At 67.3% G+C, this 26,534-nt stretch carries 21 protein-coding genes; 11 read left to right on the top strand and 10 right to left on the bottom strand.

All coding sequences use genetic code 11. The features are described 5' to 3' along the window. Positions 1–11 precede the first annotated feature (11 nt). The 5 genes from KEC55_RS20840 to KEC55_RS20820 form a co-directional block, all read right to left on the bottom strand. Positions 12–1,067, bottom strand: a complete 1,056-nt coding sequence (locus tag KEC55_RS20840) for a DUF1839 family protein (protein WP_282510288.1) — start codon at positions 1,065–1,067, stop codon at positions 12–14. Beyond that, positions 1,064–2,038: an amino acid--[acyl-carrier-protein] ligase gene (locus KEC55_RS20835; RefSeq protein WP_282510286.1), complete on the bottom strand. Its 975-nt coding sequence runs from the start codon at positions 2,036–2,038 to the stop codon at positions 1,064–1,066. The genes KEC55_RS20840 and KEC55_RS20835 overlap by 4 nt, the downstream gene beginning before the upstream one ends. Next, a complete protein-coding gene (locus tag KEC55_RS20830; protein ID WP_282510284.1) occupies positions 2,035–3,231 on the bottom strand; it encodes an acyl-CoA dehydrogenase family protein in 1,197 nt (398 codons plus the stop codon). Before KEC55_RS20830 ends, KEC55_RS20835 begins: the two co-directional genes overlap by 4 nt. Continuing rightward, positions 3,228–3,479, bottom strand: a complete 252-nt coding sequence (locus KEC55_RS20825) for an acyl carrier protein (RefSeq protein WP_006490451.1) — start codon at positions 3,477–3,479, stop codon at positions 3,228–3,230. Before KEC55_RS20825 ends, KEC55_RS20830 begins: the two co-directional genes overlap by 4 nt. Before the next feature lie 180 nt (positions 3,480–3,659). Next, the gene (locus KEC55_RS20820; RefSeq protein ID WP_282510282.1) at positions 3,660–4,442 is read right to left on the bottom strand and encodes a Crp/Fnr family transcriptional regulator; all 783 of its coding nucleotides are present in this window, start codon (positions 4,440–4,442) and stop codon (positions 3,660–3,662) included. A 919-nt stretch (positions 4,443–5,361) separates the two neighbouring features. Here KEC55_RS20820 and KEC55_RS20815 point away from each other — a divergent pair. From KEC55_RS20815 to polX, 5 genes are all read left to right on the top strand, one after another. Next, the gene (locus KEC55_RS20815) at positions 5,362–6,144 is read left to right on the top strand and encodes a Crp/Fnr family transcriptional regulator (RefSeq protein ID WP_282510280.1); all 783 of its coding nucleotides are present in this window, start codon (positions 5,362–5,364) and stop codon (positions 6,142–6,144) included. An 11-nt stretch (positions 6,145–6,155) separates the two neighbouring features. Beyond that, on the top strand, positions 6,156–7,562 hold the full coding sequence (locus KEC55_RS20810; protein ID WP_282510278.1) for an undecaprenyl-phosphate glucose phosphotransferase: 1,407 nt from the start codon (positions 6,156–6,158) through the stop codon (positions 7,560–7,562). A gap of 153 nt (positions 7,563–7,715) precedes the next feature. Further along, positions 7,716–8,888, top strand: coding sequence for a glycosyltransferase family 4 protein (locus KEC55_RS20805; RefSeq protein ID WP_282510276.1), 1,173 nt, complete (start codon positions 7,716–7,718; stop codon positions 8,886–8,888). A 302-nt stretch (positions 8,889–9,190) separates the two neighbouring features. After that, positions 9,191–9,583 (top strand): TraR/DksA family transcriptional regulator, encoded by a 393-nt coding sequence (locus tag KEC55_RS20800; RefSeq protein WP_282510274.1) that lies wholly within the window; start codon positions 9,191–9,193, stop codon positions 9,581–9,583. A gap of 149 nt (positions 9,584–9,732) precedes the next feature. After that, positions 9,733–11,499 carry a DNA polymerase/3'-5' exonuclease PolX gene (polX, locus tag KEC55_RS20795; RefSeq protein ID WP_282510272.1) on the top strand — a complete coding sequence of 589 codons (1,767 nt, stop codon included), beginning with the start codon at positions 9,733–9,735 and terminating at the stop codon, positions 11,497–11,499. Between the two features lie 53 nt (positions 11,500–11,552). Here polX and ald read toward each other — a convergent pair whose 3' ends face one another. Continuing rightward, positions 11,553–12,668, bottom strand: coding sequence for an alanine dehydrogenase (gene ald, locus KEC55_RS20790; protein ID WP_282510271.1), 1,116 nt, complete (start codon positions 12,666–12,668; stop codon positions 11,553–11,555). Positions 12,669–12,955: 287 nt separating this feature from the next. Between ald and KEC55_RS20785 the strand changes: the two genes are divergently transcribed. The 5 genes from KEC55_RS20785 (at position 12,956) to KEC55_RS20765 (ending at position 19,966) form a co-directional block, all read left to right on the top strand. Continuing rightward, a complete protein-coding gene (locus tag KEC55_RS20785) occupies positions 12,956–13,372 on the top strand; it encodes a DUF3995 domain-containing protein (protein ID WP_282510269.1) in 417 nt (138 codons plus the stop codon). A 742-nt stretch (positions 13,373–14,114) separates the two neighbouring features. Then, positions 14,115–14,855: a gluconate 2-dehydrogenase subunit 3 family protein gene (locus tag KEC55_RS20780; protein WP_282510267.1), complete on the top strand. Its 741-nt coding sequence runs from the start codon at positions 14,115–14,117 to the stop codon at positions 14,853–14,855. Then, positions 14,855–16,633 carry a GMC family oxidoreductase gene (locus tag KEC55_RS20775; protein WP_282510265.1) on the top strand — a complete coding sequence of 593 codons (1,779 nt, stop codon included), beginning with the start codon at positions 14,855–14,857 and terminating at the stop codon, positions 16,631–16,633. Before KEC55_RS20780 ends, KEC55_RS20775 begins: the two co-directional genes overlap by 1 nt. Further along, positions 16,630–18,042, top strand: coding sequence for a c-type cytochrome (locus tag KEC55_RS20770; RefSeq protein WP_282510262.1), 1,413 nt, complete (start codon positions 16,630–16,632; stop codon positions 18,040–18,042). The genes KEC55_RS20775 and KEC55_RS20770 overlap by 4 nt, the downstream gene beginning before the upstream one ends. 208 nt (positions 18,043–18,250) lie before the next feature. Continuing rightward, positions 18,251–19,966: a cation:proton antiporter gene (locus tag KEC55_RS20765; protein WP_282510260.1), complete on the top strand. Its 1,716-nt coding sequence runs from the start codon at positions 18,251–18,253 to the stop codon at positions 19,964–19,966. 82 nt (positions 19,967–20,048) lie between these two features. Here KEC55_RS20765 and KEC55_RS20760 read toward each other — a convergent pair whose 3' ends face one another. The 4 genes from KEC55_RS20760 to KEC55_RS20745 all read right to left on the bottom strand — a co-directional run bounded on the left by KEC55_RS20760 (position 20,049) and on the right by KEC55_RS20745 (position 24,657). Further along, on the bottom strand, positions 20,049–20,813 hold the full coding sequence (locus KEC55_RS20760; protein ID WP_282510258.1) for an SDR family oxidoreductase: 765 nt from the start codon (positions 20,811–20,813) through the stop codon (positions 20,049–20,051). A gap of 19 nt (positions 20,814–20,832) precedes the next feature. Beyond that, entirely contained in the window at positions 20,833–21,828 is a 996-nt protein-coding gene (locus KEC55_RS20755) for an arabinose ABC transporter substrate-binding protein (RefSeq protein WP_282510256.1), read from the bottom strand. A 169-nt stretch (positions 21,829–21,997) separates the two neighbouring features. Beyond that, entirely contained in the window at positions 21,998–23,893 is a 1,896-nt protein-coding gene (locus KEC55_RS20750) for a peptidoglycan D,D-transpeptidase FtsI family protein (RefSeq protein ID WP_282510254.1), read from the bottom strand. A 419-nt stretch (positions 23,894–24,312) separates the two neighbouring features. After that, entirely contained in the window at positions 24,313–24,657 is a 345-nt protein-coding gene (locus tag KEC55_RS20745; RefSeq protein WP_176045228.1) for a DUF3564 family protein, read from the bottom strand. 651 nt (positions 24,658–25,308) lie between these two features. On the opposite strand from KEC55_RS20745, the gene KEC55_RS20740 reads away from it, so the two are divergent. Further along, complete coding sequence (locus KEC55_RS20740) at positions 25,309–26,520, top strand: SDR family oxidoreductase (RefSeq protein WP_282510249.1); 1,212 nt, start codon at positions 25,309–25,311, stop codon at positions 26,518–26,520. Positions 26,521–26,534: the final 14 nt, after the last annotated feature.

The raw sequence follows: 26,534 nt of genomic DNA, 5'->3' as shown, positions 1-26,534 counted from the left end.
GCGCGCGCGCGTCACCGCATGACCGGCACGGGCGCCGCATCGCTGCGCACGGGCGCGACATGCCGCAGCGGCGAGCCGATCTGGCGCGCGCACACGACAAGGTCGGCATACGCGGCCTCGATCGCCTCGAGCGTCGAATCTCCGCGTTCTTCCTTGCCGCGCGCGCAGGCGCGCGCGAGCCGGAATTCCAGCACCATCGCTTCGGACGCGATGCGGTCACACGCCGCGCGGATCTCGGCGAACGGGCCGACGCAGCCGCTGGCCTGCAGCCAGCGCGCGTAATGGCCGAACAGTTCGAAATTCGCGCCGAGCTGCCGCACCGAATTGAACGAGTACGCGTGGAAGTGCTCGAGCGGCGAATCGGCAAGGGTGCGCGCGTCGGTCTGCAACTGCCGCCGGAACGCGGCGATCGGATTGACGACCGGCAGGCGCCGCAGATGACGCTGCAGCGCGGCGAGCGATGCGTCGCAGAGTTCGCGCTCGCCGAGCGGCGTAAAGCGCCGTTTCGCGCATTCGACGTACGGCGGCAGCGTCATCGGCGAGCTGCCGCCGACGAGCCCGGTGTAGTCGAAATCCTCGGCCACGTAGTAGCCGCTGTTGTGGAAATAGCCGATCTGGCGCTTCACGCGGTCGATGGCGTCGATGCCGATCGTCGTCTTCGTGTGTTGCGTGCGGTAGCTGCTGCCGCGGGTGTCGGGCAGGAACCACGCGTCGACCTCGACGATCATCAGGTGGCCGCGCGCGACCTGCGTCTCGATGTGCTGGTCGAGCGGCTCGTAGATCGAGTGCTCCTGCACGACGATCCCGTAGAGCCGCTCCAGTTCGTCGTGCGGAAACTTGAAGAACGTGAATTGGTCGCCCTCGAAATCGAGCGCGATCGTAAACGGCAGCGCCGCGTACGGATTCAGGCCCCACCACCGGAGCACCTCGAGCCACATGTCGACGTAGCAGTTGGTCTGCTTCCAGACCATCTCCTGACTATGCAGCGGGTGTGGCCGGTAGTGGCGTGCGCGATGACGCACATCCTCGAACGACGCGTCTTCGCCGTCGCGGGAAACGAATTTCATCGCGCGCCCCACAGGACGTCGCGCACTTCGCTCGGCCATGCCTCGATGTCGAAGCCGTGGTGGCGGAACAGCGCGAGCGTGAGCCGCTCGAGACCGAAGCCGACGCAGCCCGTGTGCGCGACGTCGTCCGTCGCGGTACGGATGTTCCACAGCAGGCCGAAATGGTCCATGTGGTAGTTGAAGCTCAGGCATGCGGTCTGGCGGTCGTCGCGCTCGATCGGGATCAGCAGCTCGAACTTCAGGTTCTGCTCGCGCTGGCTGTTCGCGACGATCTTGCCGCCGCGTCCGAAGAACGGATCGTTCGCGAGATCGATCGCGTTCGGCAGGCGCAGCGCCTCGATCATCCGCGTGCCGCGCTCGATCCACGTTTCGCGGAACGCGACGATCTGTTCGGGCGTGCCGATCCGCACGTACTCGCGCATCCGGAACAGCTGCATGCGGGTCGGGTCGAGCGACGGCTCGTGCCGGAAGCAGTACGAGAACACGTCGACGATCCGGCCGTCGGCGGGCAGTGCGCCCGCACGTGCGACGACGGGGTAGACGGGGTAGCACGCGGCCGGCGTCATCACGACGTAGGTCGGCTTCTGGTTTTCGGTCCAGTCGTCGCCGCGATCGAGACACTGCAACAGGCGCTGGTGCTGATGCTCATCGCCGCAGAACGAATGCACGCTGCCCGCGAGCTGCGGGAAGCTCTTCATGTATTCGCTGCGCTCGAACTCGAGGCGGCTCATCGCCGGCGGGAAGCGCAGCACTTCGGCCTGCTGGTCGGCGCCGATACGCGTGACGAATGCGTCGAGCGCTTCGACGACGCGCTCGAATCGTTCGCTGCGGCCGAACAGGCCCTGGATGCCGGTCGAGACCAGCAGGCCCGCGTCGATCAGTTCGTCGCGCAGCGGATTGACGCCTGCGCGGTCGAGCGGCGCGTCGGCGGGTGTGGTGGCGGTGGAAGGTACGGCGAGGCGGTCGTTCACGTATGTTTCTCCAGCGTCGCAGGACGCAGCGCGAGCAGCAGGCTCGCAGTATTGGCGGCAATGCGGTCGTTGCTGATCATCAGCGGCGCCGCGAGCAGGTCGCGAATGTGGCGGCCGATGCTGAACGGCGTGCCTTGCTTGTAGCCGGCCATCCCGCAGATCATCATCGCCTGGTGTGCGACTTCGAGCGCGGTCGTCGACACGTAGGTCTTCAGCGTGTTGATCTCGGCGGCCCGGGCCATGCCGGCCGACCACGAGCCCGACGCCGCGTTCGCATGGAGGCGCAGCACGGCGTCGACGCGGGCCTGCATCGCCTGCATCAGCGCGAGCGATTCGGCGATGCGGCGCGCCGCGGGCGACGGTGCGCTGTCGGTCTGGCGCGCCTGCGCACGGAAAAACTGGTGTGCGCGATGGAACGCGTCGCCGGCCACGCCGACCCATACCGCGGCCCACAGGATGTGCGAGACCGGCACCATCGTTTCTTCGGCGATCTTCGCGAACGGGACCGGCAGGCACTGCACGGCGGCGCCTTGCGCATCGAGCACGAAGCCGTTGCTGCAGGTGCCGCGCATCCCGAGCGTGTCCCATTCGCCGCGGCGCGTGAGCGTATAGCCGTCGCGCAGCAGCGTGACGAGCACCTGCTCGGAAGCCGGTGCGTCGGCGTCGCGTCGTGCGGTCGCGAGGATGCCGTCCGCGTAGTCGCCGTACGAGATCGTCGGCGCGGATTTGCGCAGCCGGAACCCGCCGCCGTCGGTTTCGAGCGCGCACTGGCTCGCGCGCAGGTTGCCGCCGACGCCGTCTTCCGACGTGGCCGACGCGAGCAGCCACTGGTGGCGCACGAGCTGCTGCAGGAACAGCTTGTGCCAGCCCTGGTCGGTGGCATGGTCGACGATGCACGCGACCTGGATCTGGTGCATCGCGAACACCATCGCCGACGACGCACAAGCCTGGCCGAGAATCGAGCAGGCCGACGCGATGTCTTCCAGCGACGCGCCCGCCCCACCGAGATGGGACGGCACCATGGCGCCGAGCAACCGGCGCGCGCGCATCGCCTCGATCGCCTCGACGGGGCAGCGCGCGTCGCGATCGACCGCATCCGCATGTTGCGCGGCGATCTGTGCGACGGCGTGCGCGGCCTCGTCGAGCCGATGCGATTCGCTGTCGGCCGCGAGTTCCGGAAGCAGCGCGCTCATGCCGAATGCTCGGTGCGTTGGAGTGTGGCGATCGTGTCCGCGAGTGCGTCGATGCTGCGGAACAGGTTGCGGTTCAGCATCTCGTCGGGTATCTCGATGTTGAACTGCTTCTCGATCGCGAGCATCAGCTGGATCGTGTCGAGCGAGGAAAGGCCCGCTTCGTAGAGGTCGTCCCCGTCGCCGATCGAATCGATGGCGGCTTCAAGGTGGGCGACGTGCTTGAGGATGGTTCTGATTTCGTTTTTCACGTGCGGCTCCGGCGTGCATGGTGTCGTCCGCTCGGGCAGACGCGCGATGTGCGCTGACGTCCCCCCGGCAGTCCGGCATCAGTAGACCATTGGCAGGCACGGCGTTCTGTTCGCCACCCTACAAACAGCTGACCCGGCACGCTTGCAGTGCCGGAGCACCACGCCGCGCCCGGCCGCCAATCACGCGCGCGATGCAGCCGGCACGCCCGAATCGGCCGACAGGATGCGCTTCATTTCGTCGCGCACGATCGCGCGGCAGCCGCACGACATCTTTTCGAGGCCGTCGAGGTCGGCGAGCTCGATCGAGCTGCGGTACTGGCGGATCAGGCCGAGCTTCTGGATCTCGCCCGCGGCATCCGTGACGGTTTCGCGCCGCACGCCGAGCATCTGCGCGAGCATGCTGTGCGTCACCTGGATCTCGATGCTGCGTGTGCGGTCGTACGCGAGCAGGAACCATCTGCATAGCTGATGTTTCAGCACGTGATGGCGGCTGCAGAACGTGATCTGCGACACCTGCGCCATCAACAGCCGCACGCAGACGAACACGAGATGACGGATCACCGGCGACGTGTCGAATGCGGCGGCGAATACGCGCCGGTCGAGCCGGTAGACGAAGCCGTCGCGGCAGGCCACCGCACGGCAAGGCATCCGGCCGCTGCCGCCGATCACGTCGTCGCAGACCACGCTCTCGCTGCCGATCTCCGCGACTTCCAGCGTCATGCCGCCGGACGACACGTATTGCAGCGAGATTGCCGTCGTGACGGGCAGGTACACCTCGGTGAGCATTTCACCGGGTTCGCACAGCACTTGCCCCGATTTCAGGTGGACGAGCTGAAGGTGGGGCGCCAGCGTGGCGAGTTCGTCGCGGTCGATGGCCGCGAGAAACCGGTTGGCATCGAAGCTGTGGGAAAGCTCGATCATGCCGTTCGCATGGGCGACGGCGTCGTGGGCCTGGAGAGTCACGGCACATCCTCGTAGGGTGGCGGTCGCGCGTCGTCGTGGCGTCCCGGAGAAACGGGAATTAGCACGATCGTGCGGACTTGTGTTCATTGAAAATCGAATGACGACGCTGCAAAAAGGCTAGCACGCGATTGAAATCGATCAATTGCACATTACGTCATTTCACAAAGTTTGACGATCCTGGGCAAGCGGAAACGTCATGTCGATTTAATGATTCATCTCCGTTGAATTAATCGTCTCGAAACGGAATGCGGTGCAGGTCGGGCATTCAATGTGGATCAGGAATCAATCGGATCACGGTTGGCAGCGTACGTGAAAATCATCGGGCATACATTGAACATTATTTGACAAATAAGCGGGGTGCGCATAAATATCCAGCAATATCAATGGTTTGCGTGTGATGTGTGCGATAGGTGACAGAGCGCGAAATGCGTATGCCGATTCAAATTTGAGACAGTTTCAAACAAGCGTGTGAAGCGTGGCGCCGCTGGAAAGTGCCGTCCGAGACGTCGCGGAAACAATTGAAAATCGGCTGTAAGTATATGAACGATAAGCCTCGCGGCCCCGGCTTGTTTGCCCTGGTTCCATGCGCGTGAATTGATCAGTCAAATCACTTGCGGTGTCCATCGCCGGAAGAGTGTCCGGAAATGAGACGTTTTTTATGGTGCGAGGCCGAGTATTCCGGTGATCTAAATCAGGCGTGATTCATATATTAAGGATGGGCGGGTATTGGCACGTAAATCGCTTATTCGAATTCGCGTGTCGAAACGGGACGGTCGACTCGATCCGGCGGTAACAAGTCGATGGTCGGTCGGAATCAGGGTTGTGGGCCGCAACCGCTGTCAACGTCCGGACGCGCATCGCGATAACGAATTCCGTGCATGGGGCTGCAGGCGGCGCGGACAATAAAAGGGATACAGACATGCTTCATCTTCACTCGAGCTACACGGCGAACGCCATCCTCGATGCACTCCCGGAGGACAGCATCCGCACCATCGCACCGCATCTGGAACTCGTCCGGATCAAGGCCGGGATGCTTGACCGGGTTGGCGAGCCGATGCGCCATCTGTATTTTCCGACGACGTCGATGATGTCGGTGCAGCACCTGATGGAGGACGGTGCGATGGTCGAAGTGGCGGTGGTCGGCCGTGAAGGCGTGGTCGGTCTCGGGACGCTGGTCGGTGGCGTCGCGGCGTCGAGCCGGGTCGAGGTGCGCATCGGCGGGATGGCGTATCGCGTGCCGAGTTGCGTGATGCGTGCCGAATTCGAGCGATCGCCGGCGACGTACCGGCTGCTGCTCAACTACTGTCAGGCGGCGATGGCGCAGATCTCGCGCAGCGCGCTGTGCAACCGGCATCACTCGGTCAGCGAGCAGTTGAGCCGCTGGTTGCTGCTCGCGCACGACCGGATCGACGGCGACGAACTGGCCGTCACGCAGCAGACGATCGCGAACATGCTCGGCGTGCGGCGCGAAGGCGTGACGGAGGCAGCCGGCAACCTGCAGGAAGCCGGGCTGATCCGGCAGCGCCGCGGTCGCATCACGGTGCTCGACCGCGATGGTCTCGAACATCACTCGTGTGAATGCTACGACCTGATTCGCGCCGACTATCGCCGGTTGCTCGGGTCGCGCGGGAATGCGAGGCAGGCGCCGGTTCGCCCGCGCATGCCGGAGGTGCGTTGCGGATTCCCGGCGCATGGTGCGTAACGATGCAGTCGATGTCCGGTGGAACGAATACGTTGCGGCGTGCCGCGATCGCGGCGGTCGACGTCGTGCTCGTGCTGGCGGGAGCGCTTGCGGCGCAGGTCGCGTTCGGCCTGGCGTGGCACGGGCTGTCCGATGCGCAGCGTGGCGCGATCGCGCTGCTGTGCGTGCTGACGGTGGCGCTGCTGCCGCGCTACCTGCGCACCGTGCGCGGCGGCGTGACGGTGCAGGGCGGTGCGCACGTGCTGACGCAGACGCTGGTGGCGGTCGTCTGCGCGAGCGTGCTGACGGTGGCCGGCACGATGTGGATCATGAATCGCGGCGGCACGGTCACGACACGCTGGATCGTGGACACGGTGCTGGCCGGCGGCGCGGCGTTGCTGTTCGGCCGCGCCGCGCTGCTGGCATTTGTGCTGACACACAACGACCCGCGTGCGCGGCAACGCCGGGTCGCCGTGGTCGGCGCAACGGCGTACGGGCGCGTAGCGATCGAGCGGATGCAGCTCGCGCCGAGCAGCCCGTTCGTGGCGGCGTGCGTCTTCGATGACGACGCGCCGGCCGCCGCGGTCGGCATCGGCGGCGTGCCGGTGATCGACGACTGGACCACGCTGCGCGACATGATCCGCAGCGGCGAGATCGACGAAGTGTGGCTGACGCTGCCGATGTCGCACGAATGGCGGATCCAGCGCATCGTGCGCGAGTTGCGCGACGAATTCGTCGAGCTGCGGCTGTTGCCCGACGTGCGGCAGATGGCGGTCGTCGATCGCTCGGCGACCGACGTGCTCGGCATGCCGGCGATCAATCTCGCGACCACGCCGAGCTCCACGCCGGAGCTGTGGGCGAAGTTCGCGTTCGACCGGCTGTTCGCGTTCGGCGTGCTGATTCCGTTGTTGCCGCTGCTGTCGATGCTGGCCGTCGCGGTCAAGCTGTCGTCGCCGGGGCCCGTGCTGTTCAGGCAGCGCCGCAAGGGCGTGGACGGCCGCGAGTTCGACATCCTGAAGTTCCGGACGATGCGCGTGCATCGCGCGCAGCCGGGTGTCTTGCGGCAGGCGTCGCGCAACGATGCACGCATCACGCGCGTCGGCGCCTTCCTGCGGCGCACGTCGCTCGACGAGCTGCCGCAGTTCTTCAACGTGCTGTTCGGGCAGATGTCGGTCGTCGGACCGCGCCCGCACGCGATCGAACACGACGACCTCTATCGTCAACTGATCGACTGCTACATGTACCGCTATCGCGTGCGCCCGGGCATCACCGGATGGGCGCAGGTGAACGGCTACCGCGGCGAGACCCGCAAGGTCGAGGCGATGGCGGCGCGCGTGAAGTTCGATCTCTTCTACATGCAGAACTGGAGCTTCTGGTTCGACATGAAGATCATCCTGTTGACGGTCGTGCGCGGCTTCATCGGGCGCAACGCTTTCTGAGGATGGCGAAGCGTCAGGAAAGCCGTGTTTTGTGCGGTCGAACGTACCGACCGGAACGATGGAGGCGGACACACTGACGGCACAGCAGCATTCCGCGCCGCGGAGTGTCCGGCGACGCTTCGTCGCGTCGCAGCCATCGGAACAGTCACGATCATGTCAACGTCGATTCGGGAGCGAAGCGCACCGGTACTGCAGGACACGCGCGCGGAACGGGGCGTCGGCACAGCCGCGCACACCGCGCGGTTGCGCCGCCTCGCAATCAACGGGAAATTCACCGCGCAGCGCATGACGGGCGTTCAGCGCGTCGCATACGAACTGACGGCCGAACTCGCGCGCATCGCGAGCGCCGGCGACGAACCGTCGCTCGTCGTGCCGGCCGATCACGATCCGGCGGCCATGCCGGCCGGCGCGCGGCCGCAGACCACCGGGCGCCGGCACGGTGCGCTGTGGGAACAATGGACACTGCCGCGCACGACGCGCGGCCGGACCCTGCTGAGCCTGTGCAACATCGGCCCGCTGGCGAAACGCGATCAGTTGGTGATGATTCACGACGCGGCGATCTTCGATCTGCCGGCCGGCTATTCGCTCGCGTTCCGTCTGTGGTATCGCTTCGCGTTCTCCATTCTGAAGCGGCGCGCGCGCCATATCGTGACGGTGTCGCATTTTTCGCGGGCGCGGCTGGCCGCGCGCCTGGGTGTGCCGCCGGCGCGCCTGTCCGTCGTGCCGGGCGCAGTCGATCATATCGACCGGATCGATGCCGATCCCGGCGTGCTGTCGCGCCTGAATCTCGAGACGGACGGCTACGTGCTGTTCGTCGGCTCGCTCGCGCCCGGCAAGAATCTCGGGCGCGCGCTGGCCGCGATAGCGTTGATGCGCACGTCGCACCCGACGTTGCGCTTCGTGATCGCGGGCGGCGCGAATGCGAAGATATTCGGTGTACGCGAGGCCGGCCTGCGCGAGGACGATCCGTACGTCACGTGGGCCGGTTACGTGACAGACGGCGAACTGAAGGCGCTGTACGAACACGCAGGATGTTTCGTTTTTCCATCGTTGTACGAAGGATTTGGGCTGCCGCCGCTCGAGGCGATGCGATGCGGGTGCCCCGTCATCGTGTCGCACGAGGGTTCGCTGCCGGAAGTCTGCAGTGGGGGCGCGCTGTTCTGCGATGCCTATTCGCCGCCGGACATCGCGGCCGCCATCGCTCGCGTGATGGACGATCCCGAACTGCGCACGCGGCTGCGCACGATGGGCCGCGAGCATGCGCAGCAGTACAGCTGGCAGCGCTCGGCGCGCGCGTTGCTCGACATCGTCCGTGCCGATGCCTGACGCGCGGTGACGCAGTCCCGCGCAACGGCTGGATCGATGCCGACGGCGCCTGCGTCAGACGAATCCGGCGATGTCGGATTTTCGCGTCCGTCCCCGATTTTCGGCCGCTCGGCCTGCACGCTGATTCCTGTCAACACACGCGTGTTCAATGGGTTTATCCTGCGTCGAATGCGTCCTGCGCTTCATGCTGCCGGGCGCCCATCCGGACGCGCGGCCATGGCGGTGACGCCGCTTCGCCGCGCACCGGCGCGACACCGCGCGCCGCACTTTTTCGCGCGGAACCCGGAACAGGAGAGACGGCCATGGCGCTCGACCAACAACAACGGCAGACGCTGAAACAGCGGCTGAACGAGAGCGAGCAGACGCTGCGTGCGGAGATCCGCACGAGCGAAGACCAGCGCGCGTCGGAATCCTATGCGGACCTTGCCGGCGCGGCGCCGGACGAGGGCGACGAGGCGAACGCGGATCTGTTCGTCGACGTCGATCATGCATTGATCGGCATGAAGCTGACCGAGCTGCGTGCGGTCGGCCGCGCCCAGCAGCGGATGCGCGACGGCAGCTACGGCGAATGTATCGATTGCGATGGCGCGGTGGGCTACGAGCGCCTGCTGGCGCGACCGACCGCCGAGCGCTGCACGCATTGCCAGTCGATCTACGAGCGGCGTTACGCCACGACACCGCGCGCCTCCCTCTGACGTCGCGGCCGCAACGGCGCTGCACGCGATGCGCAGCGGGCGTACGATGAAGGACGGGCGCCCGGCAGCGTCGACATGCGATGCCGTGCGGGCAGACGCCGTCGCGCCAGCGCACGGCGCCATCCACGTGGAAGGGAGCCACGCCGATCATGCCGATCCACAATGCCGAGTGCGCGGCCGTGTTCGCCGAGATCGCGGACATGCTCGAGATCCAGGGCGCCAATCCGTTTCGCGTGCGGGCCTACCGCAATGCCGCACGGACGATCGCCGACTACGGTCGCGATATCCCGGCGATGGTCGCGAACGGCGACGATCTCGGCAAGATTCCATCGATCGGGCCGGATCTCGCGTCGAAGCTGCGCGAGATCGCCGCGACCGGCACCTGCGAATTGCAGCAAACGCTGCGACATGCGCTGCCGGGTGCGATCGTCGAGTTGCTGGACGTGCCGGGGCTGGGCGCGAAACGCGTGAAGGCGCTGCATGATGCGCTGCACGTCGATTCGCTCGAACAGCTACGCGCGGAAGCGAAGAACGGGCACGTGCGCGAACTGCCGGGCTTCGGCGCGAGAACCGAAGCCCATCTGCTCGAAGCGATCGACGATCGCCTGCAGCGCGAGCCGCAACGCTTCCTGCTGCCCGATGCCGCGCAATCGCTGATGCCGTTGCTCGACCGCCTGCGCGCGGTCGCGGGCGTCCGCCAAGCCGTGCCGGCCGGCAGTTTCCGGCGCCGCCGCGAAACCGTCGGCGATCTCGACATCCTCGTCACCGCAAGCGACCCGGTCGCCGTCGCCGATGCGTTCGTCGGCTACGCCGACGTGGCGCGCCTGCTCGCGCACGGCAAGACGAAGTCGAGCGTCGTGCTCGCCAGCGGGTTGCAGGTCGACCTGCGGGTCGTCGATGCCGATGCGTTCGGCGCGGCGCTGGTCTATTTCACGGGATCGAAGGCCCACAACATCGCGCTGCGCAGGATCGCGCAGGCCGCCGGCCTGAAGATCAACGAATACGGCGTGTTTCGCGGCGACGAGCGGATTGCCGGCGACACGGAGGCATCGGTCTACGCCGCCATCGGGCTGCACGAGGTGCCGCCCGAGCTGCGCGAGGATCGCGGCGAGATCGACGCGTCGCGGGCCGGCACGCTGCCGGCCCTGGTCGAACGCAAACATCTCCACGGCGACCTGCATGCACATACCGACGCGTCGGCCGGCCGCGACAGCCTGCGCGCGATGGCGGCTGCGGCCCGTACGCGCGGGCTCGCGTACCTGGCCGTGACCGACCGCGCACCGCAAGCCGGCCGCGGCCGTCACGACTTCGACTGGCTCGCGCGGCAGCTCGACGAAATCGATCGCGTCAATGAGGCTTTCGACGATTTCGTGCTGCTCAAGGGGGTGGAAGCCGGCATTCGCGAGGACGGCAGCCTCGACGTGCCCGATACGATGCTCGGCCGGCTCGATCTGGTGGTCGGCGCGGTACGTGACGGCTTCGACCTGTCGCGCGACGCGCAGACCGATCGGATGCTGCGCGCGATAGACCATCCGCATTTCACGATTCTCGCGCACCCGACCGGCCGCGTGCTCGGCGAACGCGAGGCATGCGAACTCGACGTGCCACGCGTGATCGCGCAGGCCGCGGCGCGCGGCTGTTTCGTCGAACTCGATGCACAGCCGCGGCGGCTCGATCTGCCCGACATCTGGTGCCGGGAGGCCGCGAAGGCCGGCGTGCCGGTCGCGATCGGCTCGGATGCGTGCAGCGCGGACGAACTCGACAACCTCGCGTACGGCGTCGATCAGGCACGGCGCGGCTGGCTGACGCGGCCCGACGTGCTGAACACACGCACGCTCACGCAACTGCGGCCGCTGCTGGCACGTACGATGGGCGAGGGCAGCGGAACGAAGCGGAGCCGGTCGAAGGGCGCGTGAATGCGGCGGGCGGCGCTTGGCGCCCGCCGTGCGTTCACGTCATGCCGGCACGGTCATGCGAGCACGCCGGCCGCCGGCACATAGGGCAGACCGAGCGCCAGCGCGACCGCTTCGTACGTGATGTGCCCGTCGCAGACGTTCAGGCCCGCGCGCAGATGCGGATCGTCGGCCATGGCCTGCTTCCAGCCCTTGTCCGCGAGCGCGAGCGCATGCCCGAGCGTCGCGTTGTTCAGCGCGAAGGTCGACGTGCGCGCGACCGCGCCGGGCATGTTCGCGACGCAGTAGTGCACGATGCCGTCGACGACGAAGGTCGGGTCGGCATGCGTCGTCGCATGCGAGGTCTCGAAGCAGCCGCCCTGGTCGATCGCGACGTCGACGACGACCGCACCCGTGCGCATCGTCGCGATCATGCCGCGCGTGACGAGCCGCGGCGCCGATGCGCCCGGCACGAGCACCGCGCCGATCACGACATCGGCGTCGCGCACGGCTTCGTCGACCGTATGCGCATTCGAGCAGACGGTCGAGATCCGGTTGGCGAACACGAGGTCGAGCTGGCGCAACCGGTTCACATTGTTGTCGAGCACGGTGACGCGCGCGCCGAGGCCGACCGCCATCTGCAGCGCGCCGGTGCCCACGACACCCGCGCCGAGCACGACGACGTGCGCGGCCGGCACGCCGGGCACGCCGGCCATCAGCAGGCCGCGGCCGCCGCGCGGGCTTTCGAGATGGGTGGCGGCGACCTGGATGGACATGCGTCCGGCCACCTCGCTCATCGGTGCGAGCAGCGGCAAGCCGCCACCAGGGCCCGTCACGGTTTCGTACGCGATGCAGACCGCGCCGGATTTCACGAGCGCGGCTGCCTGGTCGGGATCGGGCGCGAGATGCAGGTACGTATAGAGGATCTGGCCGTGCCGCAACATCGCGCATTCGGCCGGCTGCGGTTCCTTGACCTTGATGATCATGTCGGCGCGCGCGAAGACTTCGTCGGCGGCGTCGCAGAGCGATGCGCCGGCGGCCGTGTAGTCGTCGTCGAGCAGGCCGATCGCGGTGCCCGCGCCGCGCTGCACGAGCACGCGATGGCCGTGCCGCGTCAGTTCGTGTGCGCCGGCCGGCGTGAGGCCGACGCGATATTCGTGGTTCTTGATCTCCTTCGGCACACCGATCAGCATGAGTTGCCTCCATGGCCTTCGTTATCGTTGTCGTGCGAGCGGCACGATCGTGCAGCGGCATGCCGACCGCAGTACTGGAATAACAGGGTAGTAGCGCGCCAAGGGAAGTCAAGCGGCCGCCCCGTGAGACGGTCACGCGCACTGCATCGCACCATGCGCAGCCGCGGGTTGCGACCGGAGGTCGCAATGCACGCGTTGCCGGGTTTCGGTATCGTCATGCGTGGCGCGGGCCGGGGCCGCGTGCCGGAACCCATCCGGCAGAACAACGAGACAAGGACACTACCGACATGACCGGTGCGTATTTCAGCGTGCCGACGCTTTGCGCGATCGCGCTCGTTCACGTCTACTGGGCGTTGGGCGGGCAGCGCGGCAAGCGTGCGGCGATTCCGGAACAGGATGGCGTGTCGCTGCTGCGGCCGACCGTCATCGGCACGCTTGCCGTTGCGGCGGCGCTGCTGGGCGGCGCATGCGTGGTCGCCGCGCGTGCCGGCTGGCTGGGGCGCAACGCGTATCCCGGCACGATCGCATTCGCGGTCGTTGCGTTCGCACTGATTTTCGCGGTGCGCGCCGTCGGCGATTTCCGCTATGTCGGCTTCTTCAAGCGAGTTCGCGGGTCGCGTTTCGCACGAATGGACACGCTGTATTACTCGCCGCTGTGCGCGGCGCTGGCGCTGTCGATCGCGTCGATGTTCTGGCCGTGGTGAGCGGCGCGCCGGTCGGCTCGCTGTCGTGTCGAGCCGGGTAGGGCATTCGGCCGGTACGGCATCGATCGACCCGACGCCGCTTTCGACGAAGAACGGATTTCCGTGACAGGCGGGCGACACCGGCGATCCGTTCGCCGATGCCGGCCGGGCCGTCCAGGCCGTTCGGGTCGACGGGCAGGCCGGCGCTGCGGCGCGTGGCTGGAAAGCCACAGCCATCGGCCGCGCACGCCGCAGCACAATCGCCCGCGCCGCGCGCGCATCGGGCTGCCATTGCGCCATCCTTGCGCATTCCGGTTTCCGGATTTTTCAATTGTTGCGATTTTCGATGCATTGAATTGCATCGAACCCCCTCGTAATGGAACCGGTTCCATATATAATTCGCCGCACTCGTCGCCGGGCCCGAAAGAGGGTCGTGCACGTCGCGCTTGCCGTCGGCAAGCGCGACGTCTAAGTTGAATAAGGGTCATGGCGATGGCAGGCAGATGCCGGTCGAAAGACCGTCATTTGTCTGATGATCAGGCCCAATAAGAGGTCGATCCGTACAGCGCAGCCGGAACCGGCGCGTCGTGCGGCTGCATGAAGGCGCCGCTGCGCAGTGCGCGGCCGCTGCCCGCATCGAGGTTGTTCGCAACACACGAAAGAACAGGACGGCCGGCCGCGTGCGGCATGGCTGCCGTACCGGATACGACGCATGCGGAGTGCGCGCGTCCGGACCCCGATCCCCAACGATCAACACCCGACCATGTCCACGCCACCTGACAAACCCAACTCGCGCCGCCGTTTCCTGCGCACGTCGGTCGCGCTCGTGCCGATCGCGTCGGTCGCCGGCTGCGACCTGCGCTCGACGTCGCCGTCCGCGACGACGGCCGGCAACGCACCCGCCGCCTCGTCCAGCGCCGAACGTGCCCCGTACAGGCCGACCTTCTTCGATGCGAAGGAGTGGGCGTTCGTCCAGGCCGCCGTCGACCGGTTGATCCCGGCCGACGCCGAAGGCCCCGGCGCGCTCGAATCGGGCGTGCCCGAATTCATCGATCGCCAGATGGAGACGCCGTATGCGCACGGCGCGACGTGGTACATGCAGGGGCCGTTCCAGCAGGGCGTGCCCGAGCTCGGCTACCAGCTGAAGCTGGTGCCGCGCGACATCTACCGGCTCGGCATCGCGGCCGTCAACCGCTATTGCGAAAAGACGCACGGCAAGGCGTTCGCGGATCTCGATGCACCGACGCGCGACACCGTGCTCGGCGCGCTGGAGAAGGGCGGCGCGCAGATCGACGACGTGCCGCCCGGCTTGTTCTTCGGCCAGTTGCTGCAGAACACGCGTGAAGGCTACTTCTGCGATCCGGTGCACGGCGGCAATCACGACATGGCCGCGTGGAAGATGATCGGCTTTCCGGGCGCGCGTGCCGACTTCATGGATTTCGTCAACCAGAGCGGCAAGCCCTATCCGTACGGCCCCGTCTCGATCAACGGGGAGCGCAGCTGATGGCCGCAGAGAAAAAGCCGCATGTCGATGCGGTGATCGTCGGCTTCGGCTGGACCGGCGCGATTCTCGCGAAGGAACTGACCGAAGCGGGCTTGAACGTGGTCGCGCTCGAGCGCGGCGAATATCGCGATACCTATCCGGACGGCGCGTATCCGAACACGATCGACGAGCTGACCTACAACATCCGCAAGAAGCTGTTCCTCGACCTGTCGAAGACGACCGTGTCGATCCGCCACGGCCTGCAGGACACCGCGCTGCCGTACCGGCAGCTCGCCGCGTTCCTGCCGGGCGAAGGCGTCGGCGGCGCGGGGCTGCACTGGTCGGGCGTGCATTTCCGGATCACGCCGGAAGAACTGCGCCTGCGCAGCCACTATGAAGAGCGCTACGGCAGGAAGTTCATCCCCGAAGGGATGACGATCCAGGATACGGGCGTGACCTACGAGGAGCTCGAGCCGCATTTCGACTTCGCCGAGAAGGTGTTCGGCACGTCGGGTCAAGCATACAAGGTCGGCGGCAAGGTGGTCGGCGACGGCAACGTGTTCGAAGCGAACCGCAGCGACAACTTCCCGCTGCCCGCTCAGCTCAATACGTACTCGGCGCAGCGCTTCTCCGATGCCGCGAAGTCGCTCGGCCTGCATCCGTACCGGCTGCCGTCGGCGAACACGTCGGGCCCGTACACGAACCCGTACGGCGTGCAGATGGGCCCGTGCAACTTCTGCGGCTACTGCAGCGGCTATGCATGCTACATGTACTCGAAGGCGTCGCCGAACCTGAACATCCTGCCCGCGCTGAAGCAGGCGTCGAATTTCGAGCTGCGCTCGAAGTGCCACGTGCTGCGCGTCGATCTCGACGACACGAAGAAGCGCGCGACGGGCGTGACCTACGTCGATCCGGCCGGGCGCGAAGTGCACCAGCCGGCCGATCTCGTGATCGTGGCCGCGTTCCAGTACCACAACGTGCACCTGCTGCTGCTGTCGGGCATCGGCAAGCCGTACGACCCGATCTCGGGCGAGGGCGTCGTGGGCCGCAATTTCGCGTACCAGAACCTGTCGACGATCAAGGCGTTCTTCGACAAGGACACCTACACGAACCCGTTCATCGGCGCGGGCGGCAACGGCGTCGCGGTGGACGATTTCAACGCGGACAACTTCGACCACGGCCCGCTCGGCTTCGTCGGCGGCTCGCCGCTGTGGGTGAACCAGGCCGGCGTGAAGCCGATCAGCGGCATCGCGACGCCGCCCGGTACGCCGCAGTGGGGCTCCGCGTGGAAGAAGGCCGTGAAGGACAACTACGCGCACACGATCTCGATGGACGCACACGGCACCAACATGTCGTACCGCGATGTCTATCTCGACCTCGATCCGACCTATCGCGATTCGTACGGCCAGCCGCTGCTGCGGATGACGTTCGACTGGAAGGACAACGACATCAAGATGGCGCAATACGTGACCGGGCAGATGAAGAAGATCGCGGAAGCGATGGGGCCGAAGGCAATCGCCGTGTCGACGCGCGAGTTCGGCAAGCACTTCGATTCGCGCGCGTACCAGACGACCCACCTCGTCGGCGGCGCGATCATGGGCACCGACCCGAAGACGAGCGTGCTGAACCGCTACCTGCAGTGCTGGGATGTGCACAACGTGTTCGTGATGGGGGCGTCGGCGCTGCCGCAGGGCATCGGCTACAACCCGACCGGGATCATCGCGGCGCTGGCCTACTGGTCGGCACGCGCGATCCGCGAGCAATACCTGAAAAATCCCGCCCCGCTGGTGACCGTATGAAGAGGACGATGAACCACAACGTCGCACGCCGGATGTCGCGCGCGCTGGCGGCCGGTGCAGCCTGGGCCGCGCTCGGCTTCGCGGGCCCGACGGCGTTTGCGCAGCCGGCCACTCCCGCGGCGGCTTCCGGCCCGGCGGCCGCACCCGCGGCCCAGTCCGCCGATGCGAACCTGATCAAGCGGGGCGAATACCTCGCGCGCGCCGGCGACTGTATCGCGTGCCACACCGCGAGCGGCGGCAAGCCGTTCGCGGGCGGGCTGAAGTTCGACACGCCGATCGGCGGCATCTACTCGACGAACATCACGCCGGACCCGAAGACGGGCCTCGGCGGCTGGACTTACGAGGACTTCACGCGCGCGGTGCGCGAAGGCGTGCGCAAGAACGGCGACACGATGTATCCGGCGATGCCGTTCCCGTCGTATGCGCGCCTGACCGACGACGACATGAAGGCGCTGTACGCGTACTTCATGCATGGCGTCGCGCCCGTCGAGCACGAGAACCGTGCGGTCGACATCGTGTGGCCGCTGTCGATGCGCTGGCCGCTCGGGATCTGGCGCAAGATGTTCGCGCCGACGCCGAAGCCGTTCGATGCGGCGCCGTACACCGATCCGGTGGTCGCGCGCGGCGCATATCTCGTGCAGGGTCTCGGCCACTGCGGCGCATGCCACACGCCGCGCGCGCCGACGATGCAGGAGCGCGGGCTGACCGACGCGGACGGCCTGGACTTCCTGGCCGGCGGCGCGGCGATCGACGGCTGGGTGCCGACGAGCCTGCGCGGCGAGCCGCGCACGGGCCTCGGCACGTGGAACGAAACCGAGATCGTGCAGTTCCTGAAGACGGGCCGTACGCTGCGCACGGCTGCATTCGGCGGGATGACGGACGTGGTCGGCCACAGCATGCAGCACATGACCGACGACGACCTGAACGCGATCGCGCGCTACCTGAAGACGCTGCCCCCGCGCGTGCAGGGCGAGCAGCCGCACGTGTACGACGCGGCTGCCGCGAAGGCGCTGCAGGCCGGCGACGCGAGCAAGCCGGGCGCGGCCGTCTATCGCGACAACTGCATGGCCTGCCACCGCAGCGACGGCCACGGCTACACGCGCGTGTTCCCGGCGCTCGCCGGCAACCCGGTCGTGCAGGGCGACGATCCGACCTCGCTGATCCACGTCGTGCTGGAAGGCAGCGCACTGGAGGGGACGCGCACCGCGCCGTCGACCTTCACGATGCCGCCGTTCGGCTGGCGCCTGTCGGACCAGGAAGTCGCGGACGTGTCGAACTTCGTGCGCACGAGCTGGGGCAACACGGGCGCGCCGGTGACGGCCGCGCAGGTCGTGAAGGTGCGCAAGAGCGTGCCGTCGACGCGGCCCGAACCGCCGCCGGGCGCGCGGTTCCCGCAAGCGTCGCGCTGACGGAGGCGGCGGGGCGCCAGCCCTGCCAGTCCGATTTGCCTCAAGGCGCCGCCGCACCCGCGCGGCGCCTTTTATTTCGCCGGGGTTGCACCCCGCAAAGGCGCGCCGCCGCGTGAAATTTTCGCGGCCGCGCGCCATTCTTCCGCCTCATCCCTTATCCTTCCATTCTTGAACCTTACTAAATAGTTACAAGAACTTGGGAGGGGGGATGCCTCATGACGTCAGCCTGATTGCGTTGCTCGCGGCCGGTTTCGGTCTCGCGATGATCTTCGGTTACCTCGCGTCGCTGCTGAAAATGCCGCCGCTCGTCGGCTATCTGCTTGCCGGGATCGTGATCGGCCCCGGCACGCCCGGTTTCGTCGGCGATTTGTCGCTCGCCCAGCAGCTCGCGGAAGTGGGCGTGATGCTGCTGATGTTCGGCGTCGGCCTGCATTTTTCACTTGGCGATCTGCTTGCGGTGCGCAAGATCGCGCTGCCGGGCGCGGTCGTCCAGATCACCGTCGCGACCCTGCTCGGCGGCGGGCTCGCGCTCACGTGGGGCTGGAGCCTCGGGGCGGCGCTCGTGTTCGGGCTCGCGCTGTCGGTCGCGAGTACCGTCGTGCTGCTGCGCGCGCTCGAAGGGCGCGGGCTTGTCGAGACGGTCAACGGGCGCATCGCGGTCGGCTGGCTGGTGGTCGAGGATCTCGTGATGGTGCTCGTGCTGGTGCTGCTGCCGCCCGTCGCGGGGCTGCTCGGCGGCACGCCGCCCGGCGACGCGCATGCGGCCGGCGGCAGCGTGTGGGGCACGCTCGGCGTCACGATGCTGAAGGTCGCCGCGTTCATCGCGCTGATGCTGGTGGTCGGCAAACGCGTGTTCCCGCGCATTCTGTGGCTTGTCGCGCGCACCGGTTCGCGCGAGCTGTTCACGCTGTGCATGATCGCGGCCGCGGTCGGCATCGCGTTCGGCGCGGCGAAGCTGTTCGACGTGTCGTTCGCGCTCGGCGCGTTCTTCGCCGGGATGATGATGCGCGAGTCGGAATTCAGCCGACGCGCGGCCGACGAGACGCTGCCGCTGCGCGACGCGTTCTCGGTGCTGTTCTTCATCTCGGTCGGCATGCTGTTCGACCCGAAGGTGCTGCTTGAAGAGCCGCTGCACGTGATCGAGGTCGCGGCGATCGTGCTGATCGGCAAGACACTCGCGGCCGTCGCGCTCGTGATCGCGTTCCGCTATCCGCTCAATACCGCGCTGACGGTCGGCGCGGGCCTCGCGCAGATCGGCGAATTCTCGTTCATCCTCGCGGGGCTCGGCCGGGCGCTCGGGCTGCTGTCGGCCGAGGGGCAGAGCCTGATCCTGGCCGTCGCGCTGATCTCGATCGCGATGAACACGCTGCTGTTCGCGATGATCGATCCGGCACTCGCGTGGATCCGCAAGCATTCGGCGTTCGCGCGCAAGCTCGAGGCGCGTGACGATCCGCTCGCCGCACTGCCGATGTCGACGCCGCAGACGCACCTGACCGGGCAGGTCGTGATCGTCGGTTACGGCAAGGTCGGCACGCGAATCGCGCATGCGCTGGACGAGCGCGGGATCGCGTATGTCGTCGTCGAGCAGAACCGCGAACTCGTCGAGAAGCTGCGCGCGGAAGGCATTGCCGCTGTGTCGGGCGACGCGATCGAGCCGATCGTGCTCGTGCAGGCCCATATCGCGCGCGCCGGGATGCTGGTCGTCACGCTGCCGGACGTGTTCGACGTGCGGCAGATCGTCGAGATCTCGCGCACGCTCAACCCGACGCTCGAGGTCGTGCTGTGCACGAACAGCGGCGACGAGGCCGCGCTGCTGTCGCATGAAGGAATCGGCACCGTGTTCATGGGCGAGACCGAACTCGCACGCGGGATGACCGAGCACGTGCTCGGCCGGATGGTGAAGCCGGTCGCGACTGCGCATTGACGGCGCGCGGCATCGCGCCGCGCACCGGGCAGACCACGGTGGCCCGCGCGGCCGCCGGCCCCGCGGGCGGCTTCCCGATCGATCAGTAGAACGTCTCGAGCGTCAGCTCCTGCGCCATCACGCGATTGCCGGCCAGCAGGCCGCCGTCCACCGGCAGCGCGACGCCGGTGATGATCCGCGCGGCCGGCGAGCACAGGAACAAGGCAGCCTGCGCGACGTCGTCGGGCGTCGCGAAATCGTCGAGCGGATACCACTTCCTCAATTGCTCGAACACCAGCGGGTTGCGCTGCACGCGCGCCTCCCACGCGGGCGTCTTCACGGTGCCCGGCAGCACGATGTTCGCGCGTACGCCGTCGCGGCCGTATTCGATCGCGAGCGATTTCGTGTAGCTGATCAATCCGGCCTTCGCCGCGCTGTAGGCCGGATGCCCGAGCGCGTGCACGCCGTTCACCGAACCGATGATCGCGATCGCGCCGCGCCGGCTTGCGCGCATGCCGGGCAGCACGGCTTCGACGCTCACGTAGGTGGCCGTCAGGTTCGCATCGAGATCGGTGCGCCAGCTGGCGGGCGTCGTGTCGCGCAGCGTGGTCGATGCGGCCGTGCCCGCGTTCGCGACGAGCACGTCGACCGGCGGATGCGCTTCGAGCATCGCGCGCAGTCGTTCGGCGTCGGTCAGGTCGTCGACGACCGCCGTCGCGCGTGCGTCGCCGAGCGTATCGATGAAGCGGTCGAGCGACGCGCGGTCGCGATCGAGTGCGAGCACGCGGTCGCCGGCCGCAAGGAAGGTACGGCAGAGCGCCTGGCCGATGCCGCCGGCGGCGCCCGTCACGAGGGTGGTGCGTGTCATGTCGGCTCCTTGGGCAGGCTCACAGGCCGAGCGCGGCGCGCGCCTGCTTCTCGTTGTCGCGCGTGATCAGCGTGCCGGACGTCAGCACGAGCGGCGGCGGCGCCTGGTTCTTCGTGATCCAGTCGTACATGTTGAGGCTCGTCTGGTAGCCGTGCTGGCGCGGATTCAGCAGGATCGACCCGTAGAAACCGGTCGGCTTCGGCTTCGCGAATTCGTTGAGCGCGACCTGGCTGCCGTTGATGCCGACCGCGACCATCGCGTCCGCGCCGATGCCGCGCCCCTCGGCGGCGCGTACCGCGCCGACTGTCGTGTCGTCGTTCGAGCCGAACGCGACCCAGCGCTTGAAATTCGCGTGCTTGGTGAGCGCGATGTTCGCCGCGTTGAACGCACCTTCGGTGTCGGCCGTCATCTCCGGCGCGTCGATCACGTTCGCGGCCGGGAAGCCGGCGGCCTTGAGCGCATCGACCGCGCCGGCCGTGCGTTCACGCGCGGTCGGCAACTGGTCGTAGGCGATCCGGATGATGCCGACCTCGGCCGGATTCCAACCACGCCGCTTCGTTTCGTCCGCGATGGCCTGGCCCACCTGCTGGCCGATCTTGTACGCGGAGATGCCCATGTGCGGCACGCCCGGGAGCGGCGCGCCGTGGCCGTCGACGAGCTGGTCGTCGACCGACATCAGCTTGATCCCCGCGCGCTTCGCCTTCGCCGCGATGCCGGGGCCGAGCTTCACGTCGGGCGCGCAGACGATCACGCCTTGCGCCTTCTGCGCGGCGAGGCTGTCGAGCGCGGTCGACACCTTTTCGCCGCTCGGCGTCGCGATCTTGATCAGCGTGAAGTGCTTTTCCTTCGCGGCCTGCTCGGCGAAGCGCCATTCGTCCTGGAACCACGGATCGTCCGGCTGTTTGACGAGGAAGCCGATTTTCACGTCGGTGGCATCGGCGGCCCGGGCTGGGGCGCCGCCCAGCAGCGTGATGCTCGCGGTAGCCAGCACGAGTGTTTTCCAGTGGAATCGCATGCGTCTCTCTCCGTTGTTGTAGTCCGGCGCGCAGGCAAGGCCGCCTGCGGCGCGCAAAAATTGTAGGAGGACGCGGCGGGAACGCTCAAATAATGCGGAGTGTTCCTAGAGAGTGGGATGAAAGCGGGGGGATGGGCGATGCGCATGCGGCATCGCCCGTACGACGTTGTCAGCTCGCAGCGGCCTTCGTCGACGCGGCCGCGCCGGACTGCGCGGCCGTCTTGAGCGGTACCGACGGTTTCTGCGAGGCAGCCGTCCTGGCCGGAGCTGCGGCTTTCGGCGCTGCGACCGTCTTCTGCGGCGCAGCGGCCTTCGCCGGCGCATTCTTCTCGGGCTCGACCGGCGCATCGGGCGGCACGCCGAGCAGCTGCAGCGAGCCGCTCGTGACCGACGCGAACACCGGGCCGGCCACCGTGCCGCCGTAGTAGCCCTTGCCGCGCGGCTCGTCGATCATCACGGCGACGATCAGGCGCGGGTTGCTCATCGGCGCCATCCCCGCGAACAGCGCACGGTACTTGCCCTTCGCATAGGTCGCGCCGACCTGCTTGCGCGCGGTACCGGTCTTGCCGCCGATCCGGTAGCCGTCGACGCGCGCGCGGCGCCCCGTGCCGCCTTCGCCCACCGCCATCTCGAGCATCGAACGGATCGACGCGGCCGTTTGCGGCGACGTCACGCGATGGCCGCGATGCGCGTCGATCGTCTGCTGGTCGGTACCGTTCTTCAGCAGCGACACCGGGTGCAGCGTGCCGTCGCCTGCATAGGCCGTGTAGGTCTGCGCGATCTGCAGCAGCGACATCGACAGGCCGTAGCCGTACGCCATCGTCGCTTGCTCGATCGGCCGCCAGCGCTTGTAGCCGCGCAGCCGGCCCGACGCGACACCCGGGAACGTCAGTTCCGGCGCGCGGCCGATCCCGTACTCCTGGTATTTGTTCCAGATCGTTTCGGCGGGCAGGTTCAGTGCCAACTTCGCGAGCGCGACGTTGCTCGACTTCTGCAGCGCCTGCGAGACGGTCAGCGACCCATGGTTCGACGTGTCGTGAATCACGGCCGGGCCGATCTTGTAGGTGCCCGGCGACGTGTTGATGATCGTGTTCGGCGTGACCTTGCGTTCGTCGATCGACAGCGCGACGACGAGCGGCTTGATCGTCGAGCCCGGCTCGAACGTGTCGATCACCGCGCGGTTGCGCAACTGCTGGCCGGTGAGGCGGGCGCGGTCGTTCGGGTCGAAGGTCGGGTAGTTCGCGAGCGCGAGGATCTCGCCGTTCTGCGCATCGAGCACCACGACGCTGCCGGCCACCGCGTTGTTCTCGACCACGGCTGCCTTGAGCTGGCTGAACGCGAGCTGCTGGATGCGGCGGTCGATCGTCAGTTCGATCGTCGCGCCGTGCTGCGCGGGGACGAGCGGGCGCGTATCCGACACGATGCGGCCGAGCCGGTCGCGGATGACCTCGCGCTGCCCGGACGTGCCCACCAGGCGCGCGTTCGCCGCGAGCTCGACGCCTTCCTGCCCCTTGTCCTCGACGTTCGTGAAGCCGACCACGTGCGCGGCCGATTCGCCTTCCGGGTAGAAGCGCTTCGAATCGGCGATCTGCGTGATGCCGTCGATCGCCAGCTTGTCGAGCCTGCCCGCGGTGTCGGCGTCGACCTGCCGCTTGAGCAGCACGAACGTCTTGTCGTTGCCGAGGCGTCGCTTGACCTCGACGAGCGGCATGTCGAGCAGCTTCGAGATCTGCGGGTAGTCGGTGTCGGCGACCTGCTTCGGGTTCGCCCAGATTTCATAGGTCGACAGGCTGACGGCGAGCATCGCGCCGTTTCGGTCGACGATGCGCCCGCGCGTCGCGTCGAGCTCGATCGTGCGCTGGTAGCGTTTCTGGCCCTGGCCGACGTAGAACTCCTTGTTCGCGACCTGCACCCAGAAGGCGCGGCCGATCAGCGCGGCGAATGCAAGGAACACGATGATCACGATCAGCCTCGAGCGCCACATGGGCAGGCGCGACGCAAGCATCGGATTCTTGGTCGCGGCCGTGTATGGATCGGCGGGGTGGGTCTTCTTCTTCACGCTCATGCAATGGCCGGGTCGGGCCGCCGAAGGGCGGCAAGTCAGTCTGAATAATGCAATTGTAATAAATGAGTAAACACCGTGTGGGGAAAGTGTGTTCCGGCCCCGTGAAAAAACGTCAAACGGCGCATCGGTCTCACGCGGAAACAGGGGGAGGAAGCGCGCAGCCAAAGCGGGATGTCGATGCCACGGCTGGCGATCAGGGCGCGTGCTCGGCCGCGTGTCGCTCGGCGGCTGCGGATGCCGGTGCCGGTCGATCGCCGCCGTCGACGCAACGTGATCATTTGCCCGGGCCTCGATTATTTCTTTATGCCGGAAAATGAAAAACGCCCCGAAAAGGGGCGTCGTTAATAATGAATATCGAAATGAATATCGCTGATGCTGGAATAAACCCGAAAACCGCAGACGATTTACGTCAATGAATGCTAGCGGGCGACGGAAATAAATTCCCGGTATTCCGGCTGGGTCGTGCAGCGATCGACTTCCTGCAGCCGCCATGCACCGGCGTGATCGCCGGCGAGTACGGCGGGGCCCTGTTCGCGCTGCATCGCATCGAACGACAGTCCCTTCAACTGGCAGACGGCGTTCCCGCTATCGGCCGCGCAGAGCGCCATCGCGCCCTCGACGTCGCGAACCTTGCCCCAGGTCGGAAGATCGATGCCCTGATGTGCCTCGCGCGACCACAGCCCCTCGTCGGTATCGACCCACAGAACCGCGAAGGCATGCCGGGTTGCCGATTCGCTGCCATTAATCCGAATGGTGAGGCGCATTGTGATCGTCTCCTAAAAAAATGACACATTCGACCGTTTTGACTTGATCAGTCTAGATAGACTGGTGTGAAACGCAAGTGTTAATCCGCAATAAATCCGTATTGAGTCTATTGCGGTTTCAGATGAAACGACGTCTGACGATTCGTGGTCATTCCGGAGCGCCATGCAATAGCGGGCGTTACCGGCGATTGCAGTGCCGGCGTACGCATCGATGACGTTCGAGACATGGGATGACATGGCCGCGGGGCGCGTCGATCTGTCGCGCGCGGTCGGCCATCAAAGTCGGCACCGGCGGATGCGACATGACGCAGTCCGGGCGTCGCCCGGCCGGATGTTTCAGCGTGTTGACGGCGCGGCCGGCACGACACACTCCGACAATCGCGTACAAATCGGCACACTTTCACGAAACTTTCGGGACAGACTTGCATACGGTCGGGCCCCACACTGGGAACATCCCGATCCCGTGCCGCGGACGCCCGTCCGCGGCGGCTGCCGCCGCCTCGTGCCAGAGACGCGATCGACGTGATCGCAGGCCGCATGCCCGATCGGGACTGCCAGGGCGCGCGTCAGCCCCGGCCCGGCCGGCGAGCCGTGCGCAGTCCGCAACCGCGGGCGCCGCGCCGCCCGGCCGATTCTTCGAAGGAGACTATCGTGCTGATCTGGAAAACCGCGTTGTCGCTCAACTGGCGCACGAGCCTCGTGTCGCCGGCCAGCGCACCGGTCGCGGCGGCGAACGTCGAACGGCTGGTGTTGACCGGCGCGACCGGCTTCATCGGCAGTACCGTGCTGGCGGCGCTCGTCAATGCAGGGCTGCTCGAACGCATCGTGTGCGTCGTGCGTGCACAGGATCGCGGCCACGCCGTCGCGCGGCTGCGCGAAGCGGCGCTGCGTGCGGGGCTCGCCCCGTACTGGGCGTCGCGCCTGACCGAGGCGAACGTGATCGTCGGCGCGCTCGGCGACGTGTGGCACGGCGCCGATGCACCGCGCCTCGCCGGCGCGACGCACGTGATTCACTGCGCCGGCCATGCCTCGCCGGCCGACGGCGCGCACCTGCGGGCCGACATCGCCGATGCCGTGCATTTCGCCGAACGCTTCGCGCGCGCGCCGCGCCTGCAGCGCTTCGTGTACGTCGGCACGGCCTATGCGCATGCGGGCCGCGGTGGCATCGTGCAGGAACAGACGACGGGCGATGTGGCGGACGACACGGCGCCCGACGACGACGGCCTGCCGGGCGCGGTACTCGCGGCCGGCTACCTGCATGCGAAGGCCGAAACCGAACAGCGCCTGCGCGCGCTCGGGCTGCCGCTCGTCGTCGTGCGACCGTCGCATGTGGTCGGCCACACGGTGCTCGGCACACGGCCCGCGCCGAATTCGTTCTGGATGTTCCGGCTCGCGCACGCCGCGCGCCGCTTCACCGCCCGGCCGATGACGCGCATCGACATCGTGTCGGTGGACGACGTGGCGCGCGCGACGATGCTGCTGGCCGTGAAGCCGACGCTCGCGCACGACGTCTATCACGTGTCGGCCGGCGACGAGGCGCCGCAGGTGGCGCAGATCGTGCGTGCGATGGACGAGGCGGCGGGGATGACGGGGGCGCCGCGCTACGCGGCGTGCGCGCCGGCCGAATTGCCGCTCGTGGTGCGCGACGTGCTCGGGCGCCCCGATCCGGCACTCGAGCGTGTGATCGGCCGTGCGCTGCAGCGCTGCGGGGAATTCGCGACGGTCGATCGCGTGTTCGATAACCGCCGCGTGCGCGACGAAATCGATTTCGAACCGTTGCCGTTCATCGATTACGTCGAAGAATGCATGCGCACGTCGCGCGGCGTGGCCGTGACCGAACTGATGCGCGGCGCGTTGCACTGACTGCCCGCACCAGA

The organism is Burkholderia cepacia (assembly GCF_029962485.1).
In the GTDB taxonomy this organism is placed as follows: Bacteria; Pseudomonadota; Gammaproteobacteria; order Burkholderiales; family Burkholderiaceae; genus Burkholderia.
The sequence above is the reverse complement of the archived record's forward strand: the minus strand, read 5'-3'. Positions and strand labels throughout refer to the sequence as shown.

What these genes read in the sequence shown, in the direction of transcription:
- KEC55_RS20755 (WP_282510256.1), bottom strand. Translation starts at nt 21,828, where the DNA reads ATGCGATTCCACTGGAAAACACTCGTGCTGGCTACCGCGAGCATCACG.
- KEC55_RS20785 (WP_282510269.1), top strand. Translation starts at nt 12,956, where the DNA reads ATGACCGGTGCGTATTTCAGCGTGCCGACGCTTTGCGCGATCGCGCTC.
- KEC55_RS20745 (WP_176045228.1), bottom strand. Translation starts at nt 24,657, where the DNA reads ATGCGCCTCACCATTCGGATTAATGGCAGCGAATCGGCAACCCGGCAT.
- polX (WP_282510272.1), top strand. Translation starts at nt 9,733, where the DNA reads ATGCCGATCCACAATGCCGAGTGCGCGGCCGTGTTCGCCGAGATCGCG.
- KEC55_RS20760 (WP_282510258.1), bottom strand. Translation starts at nt 20,813, where the DNA reads ATGACACGCACCACCCTCGTGACGGGCGCCGCCGGCGGCATCGGCCAG.
- KEC55_RS20775 (WP_282510265.1), top strand. Translation starts at nt 14,855, where the DNA reads ATGGCCGCAGAGAAAAAGCCGCATGTCGATGCGGTGATCGTCGGCTTC.
- KEC55_RS20830 (WP_282510284.1), bottom strand. Translation starts at nt 3,231, where the DNA reads ATGAGCGCGCTGCTTCCGGAACTCGCGGCCGACAGCGAATCGCATCGG.
- KEC55_RS20810 (WP_282510278.1), top strand. Translation starts at nt 6,156, where the DNA reads ATGTCCGGTGGAACGAATACGTTGCGGCGTGCCGCGATCGCGGCGGTC.
- KEC55_RS20765 (WP_282510260.1), top strand. Translation starts at nt 18,251, where the DNA reads ATGCCTCATGACGTCAGCCTGATTGCGTTGCTCGCGGCCGGTTTCGGT.
- KEC55_RS20805 (WP_282510276.1), top strand. Translation starts at nt 7,716, where the DNA reads ATGTCAACGTCGATTCGGGAGCGAAGCGCACCGGTACTGCAGGACACG.
- KEC55_RS20780 (WP_282510267.1), top strand. Translation starts at nt 14,115, where the DNA reads ATGTCCACGCCACCTGACAAACCCAACTCGCGCCGCCGTTTCCTGCGC.
- KEC55_RS20840 (WP_282510288.1), bottom strand. Translation starts at nt 1,067, where the DNA reads ATGAAATTCGTTTCCCGCGACGGCGAAGACGCGTCGTTCGAGGATGTG.
- KEC55_RS20770 (WP_282510262.1), top strand. Translation starts at nt 16,630, where the DNA reads ATGAAGAGGACGATGAACCACAACGTCGCACGCCGGATGTCGCGCGCG.
- KEC55_RS20815 (WP_282510280.1), top strand. Translation starts at nt 5,362, where the DNA reads ATGCTTCATCTTCACTCGAGCTACACGGCGAACGCCATCCTCGATGCA.
- KEC55_RS20800 (WP_282510274.1), top strand. Translation starts at nt 9,191, where the DNA reads ATGGCGCTCGACCAACAACAACGGCAGACGCTGAAACAGCGGCTGAAC.
- KEC55_RS20750 (WP_282510254.1), bottom strand. Translation starts at nt 23,893, where the DNA reads ATGAGCGTGAAGAAGAAGACCCACCCCGCCGATCCATACACGGCCGCG.
- ald (WP_282510271.1), bottom strand. Translation starts at nt 12,668, where the DNA reads ATGCTGATCGGTGTGCCGAAGGAGATCAAGAACCACGAATATCGCGTC.